General features: G+C 60.9%; 3 protein-coding genes. All 3 read right to left on the bottom strand.

Translation table 11 applies throughout. From position 1 onward, the window contains the following. The coding region (locus DW2_RS18745) for a type I restriction endonuclease subunit R (RefSeq protein WP_038148975.1) at window positions 1-1,884 on the bottom strand (1,884 nt) is incomplete at its 3' end. A gap of 15 nt (window positions 1,885-1,899) precedes the next feature. Beyond that, the gene (locus DW2_RS19195; RefSeq protein WP_051856477.1) at window positions 1,900-3,177 is read right to left on the bottom strand and encodes a restriction endonuclease subunit S; all 1,278 of its coding nucleotides are present in this window, start codon (window positions 3,175-3,177) and stop codon (window positions 1,900-1,902) included. Continuing rightward, window positions 3,170-4,466, bottom strand: a 1,297-nt coding sequence (locus DW2_RS18735) for an N-6 DNA methylase (protein ID WP_038148973.1), incomplete at its 5' end; no start/stop codon positions are given. The genes DW2_RS19195 and DW2_RS18735, both read right to left, overlap by 8 nt.

The raw sequence follows: 4,466 nt of genomic DNA, 5'->3' as shown, positions 1-4,466 counted from the left end.
TTTGGTGCAAAGCTCCTCGTCATCCGTCGCCTTGTCTTGGTCGGACAGCGCTGCAGCCTCTGCTATCAGCTCATCACGGGCAACAAGGAACGCGGCTTGATACCGGACCACCGCCGTGCGGCTGTAGGCGACCACCTGCGCCTTGTATCCGTTCGGCAAGAGGTTGGACACGTAATGCCGCAGCATGTCGCGCGCCTTTTCCGCGATCAGAGTGGGGGCTTCGAGGATGTTGCCCTTGGTGGCGTATTTCTTACGGATCGCTTCCAGTTCTTCGTCCGTGCGGCCACGGAACATGTCCTCGAACAGCCCGTCCAGCGTGGCGCCATCCTTCACCGCCCCCTCGGCAGTCCGTCCCTCGTAAAGGACAGGCACCGTCGCACCATCGGCCTCGGCTTCCCGGATCGTGTACTTGTCGATGAACTCGCCGAAGATCTGGGTGGTACGCTTCTTCTCCCCCATGATGATCGGCGTGCCGGTAAAACCGATCCGGGCGCAGTTCGGCAGTGCGGCCATCAGGTTGGCGTGCAGATCGCCTGCCTGCGTCCGATGCGCCTCATCCACCACGACAACGATGGTCTCGTCCTCGTTCAGCACCTCGAAGGCGGGCCCCGTTGCGACCTCGGCCACGTCCTCATCCGTTCGATACTTCTGGATAGTGGCGAAGACGAGGCCCGGCCCCTTGCGCTTCGCCAGTTTCTTCAACGATCCGTTGCTCGTCGCCATCTCGACCACATCCCCCGACAGGGTTGCCGTCTCCGACAACTGCCGCTGCAGGTCTTTGCGGTCGGTGACCATGATCACCTTGAATTTCCGCAGCGCCAGATCCGTCCGCATCTTGCGGATCATGAACACCATGGTCAGGCTCTTGCCCGAGCCCTGCGTGTGCCAGACGATGCCGCCCCGGCGGTCATACTCGCCATCCTGCGCCCGCGTCTTGCCACTGCGCAGCCGTTCCAGCGCACGGTTCACGGCGCGGTATTGCTGGTATCGGCAGACGGTCTTGATGGTCTGGCCGCCCACATTCATGAACAGCAGGTAGTGGCGCAGGATATCCAGCAGATGCGCCGGGCGCAGCATCCCCGCGACAAGGCGCTCCTGTTCCGACAGGCCCTTCTTTCCCAGGGCCTTGATCACGTCGTCTTCCGACCCCGTACCATCCGGCCCGACGACCGTCTTCCACTGGCCGTAATGCTCCAATCCCGCGCCGATGCAGCCGACGCGTGCCTGGTCAAAAGTGGTGGCGATCAGCAGCTGGACGCTGGCGAAGAGCGCGGGCGTGCCCTCGTTCTCCTCGACTTCCAGCGCGGCCTTGCGGGCGTTGTGATAGCGGCGCAGCTGCTTGACCGCCTCGGCCAGCGGTTCGGGGATGCCGGGGCTTTTTGCCTCGACCACCACCACGGGGATGCCGTTCACCAGCATCACCACATCGGGGATGATGAAGCCCTTGCCCACGTCATGGCCGGGCGGGCAGTCGACGCGGAACTGGTTCGCGACGGTAAACCTGTTGGCCGTTACATCGTCCCAGGCGATGTAGCGGATGGTCTGGCCGCGCCCGCCGTCCCAGCCGGCCAGGCCTTCGACCGTCAGGCCTTTGAGCAGCAGTTCGGTGACCGCCTGATTGGCCTCCATCAGCCCGCGATGGCCGTGGCGGGTGAGCGCGCTGACAGCCTCGGACAACCGCGCCTCGTCGAGCCAGGGCTGGCCGTCCGGGCCCGGGTTGATGGCGAGCAGGCGCTCGCGCAGCGTGGCCTCACTGACGACCTCCTTGAAGCTGGTGCGGCCCGTCAGGGCGGGCTCATCCTTGCTGCCGGTCTGCGCGGTCCAGCCCATGGAGACGCATTGGTCGATGAAGGGCTTTTCGACGTCATCGTATTCATGTCCCATGGGCAGACCCTTCGATTACAAAAGCGCGGTGACGGGCGTCCTGCCGGTGAGCAGATCGTCCATCAGGCCGGATTTCTGGAGGCGCAGCTTGGCGAGTAGCTCATCCTCGCCGTGAATCGTGTGGTTTATTGCGCTGTACCGCTGAATGATCTCACCTTGCTCGACCAAATCAGGCAGTGGAAGATAGAGAGACTTTATATCACCGCTGGTGACTCCAGATACAGCTACTTGGCGGATGAGGGTTCTTCGCTGCGACGAACTGGCAAAACCTCTGAAGAATAAGCCAGCAAAATCGCTCAGGATTTTCGAGGTGGTCAATCGCAGTCTAATGATTGAAGACTCAAATGTACTTGCTTCTGGCAGGTTCTTGACTATGGCGCAAAGCCCAGCCCCCTCAAAGACCAAAGAACGCCGAGCGAACAACAGGTCGCCATTCTGAAGCCCGAAATAATTCAGTTCCATGGGAGACACAGATACTCGGGTGGCCCCAGAGAAGTTTACGCGCTCGTCAGAAAACAAACATCCCATCTGAACCATCAGTGGCCCGCGGCCATGATATGCAGCTGGCTTATAGAGGCCATTTCTGGTTGGTTCTGCAAGAGTGTCGCCGACCGAAGAGAAAGCCCACTCCTTCGGCAACCAGCCGAGCGGAGTTTGCTTGTAGAGGTGGGGGGCCTCGGGCTGGGGGGGGCGGAGGTCTCCGTTGGCGTCGATGCCGCGGGTCAGCAGGTCATTCAACAGCCCCTGCTTCATCGCCTTCAACTTGGCCACCACCGCCTCGGTCCCCCGTATCGCCGCATCCAACGTATCGAGGATCTCGGCGATCTTGGATTGCTCGGCCTTCGAAGGCACGTAGGCGCAGTATCGGTCGAAGAAATCTGTGGGAACGCGGCGTTGGCCCGCAGTTCCTGTCATTTGCATTTCCGCCTTCACGCGGAATTTCTCGTGCTGAGTGACGTGGAACAGATAACGGGCCAAGACGCTACCTTTTGCTCGCAGCACATGGAATTCGGTACTTCCGTATCCGTATCCATTCCATAGGCCGACCGCATGAGTGCCTTTGCCATTCTCGAGGCACGGTGTGATCTTCGCCAGAAGCACATCGCCCTCTTGGAAATTCGTATACCCACCTGCAGCGGCGATAAGAGGACCACGCTTGTGTCCGATCCAAGCACCGCTTTCAGACACATCCGCCATGGGAATGAAGCTCACCGGATCAGATAGCTTGAGACCGTTGGGCGGGTAGGACCGGGGATTTATCTCGGCGACTTGAGAAATCGGAAGCTCAGACATACCCCAGCCCCTTGAGGAAGCCGGCCAGTTTTTCGGTTGCCTGTGCCCGTGCGCCTTCGATCTCGGTCAGGGTGACGCGATACTTGTCCCACCAGGTCTCAAACGCCGCCACGATCTGCCCACGCTGCGCGGTGATGTAGCGGGTCAGGATCTTCTGCATGTCATCATGCAGGATCTTCAGCAGCAGTTCCGCCGCGCCTTCCTCGGTCAAGTCATCGACGCCCTTGTTCAATTCGGTGGTGAACTGGTCCTTCTTGGCCTTCAGGGTCTTCTTGACCTCGGCCAGCTCCTTCTTCCACGCCTTGATCTGCTTCTCATCCACCGGATCAGTGTCATCCTCTTCCTCCTCGCCCTCTTCGGGCTTGGCGGTCGCGGCCTTGATCTTGGCATCCAGCTCGGCCTTCTCGGCCTCCAACTCGGCGATCTGGGTGACGAAGCCGCCCATCAGAAAGCTGACCAGCTTGTGGTCCAGCGGGTTCTCCTTGTTGCCCTTGTCTTCCAGTGCGGTGACGATGGAGGTGCGCCATGCATCGGCCACGCCCTTGGTCCCGCGGGCCATGAGGGTGAGAAAGTCGAACCGCGACTGGTTCCAGAATTGCGCGATGATCCCGCGCACGGTGAACGGGTCCAGCATGGCGAGGCTTTCGAGCGTGGTCGAGAAGCTGGACAGAAGTTCGTCGCGCAGGGCGATCAGTGCGGTCGCGTTATCGTCGCCCGCCAGCGCGGTGATGGCAGCGGTGTGGTCGGTCCACCAAGCGTTGAACTTGTCCCATATCTCGACCTCGCGCGCCATGAGTCCCGCGTTGGTCTCGATGGCCGGTTTGATGTGGGCCTTGGCGGTGATCTGTACCGCGAAGTCCAGGTAGCGTTCATCGCGCGGGGTCAGCAGGTCCATCGGGTTCAGGCCGTGGAATTTGAAGAGCTTTGCCCTTGCCTCGACTTCCGACTTCGGGATGCCACCGACAAGGTGAGCGCGGACATCATGAGGTTCGGGCGGCGGCGCGTTGTCGGCATAGCGGCGGATGTTGAGGTTCCAGTCGTTCGCCTTCAGCGTCTCGAGGTCGACGATGGTCGAGAAGCCGGGGATCTCGCGGTATTCCTCGAAGGTGGTGACGATCTTCTCGATATGCTCGGGCATAAGGTGGTTCTGCGCGCGACCTTCGAAATACTCGCGGTCGGCGTTGATGAAGAGCACCTTGCCCTGACGGTCCGCGGGTTTGCCGGAAACGAGGTTCGCGCCTTGGTGGATGCGCTGACGCAGAACGATGATACATGCGGGAATGCCGGTA

Source organism: Thioclava atlantica, assembly GCF_000737065.1.
In the GTDB taxonomy this organism is placed as follows: Bacteria; Pseudomonadota; Alphaproteobacteria; order Rhodobacterales; family Rhodobacteraceae; genus Thioclava; species Thioclava atlantica.
The sequence above is the reverse complement of the archived record's forward strand: the minus strand, read 5'-3'. Positions and strand labels throughout refer to the sequence as shown.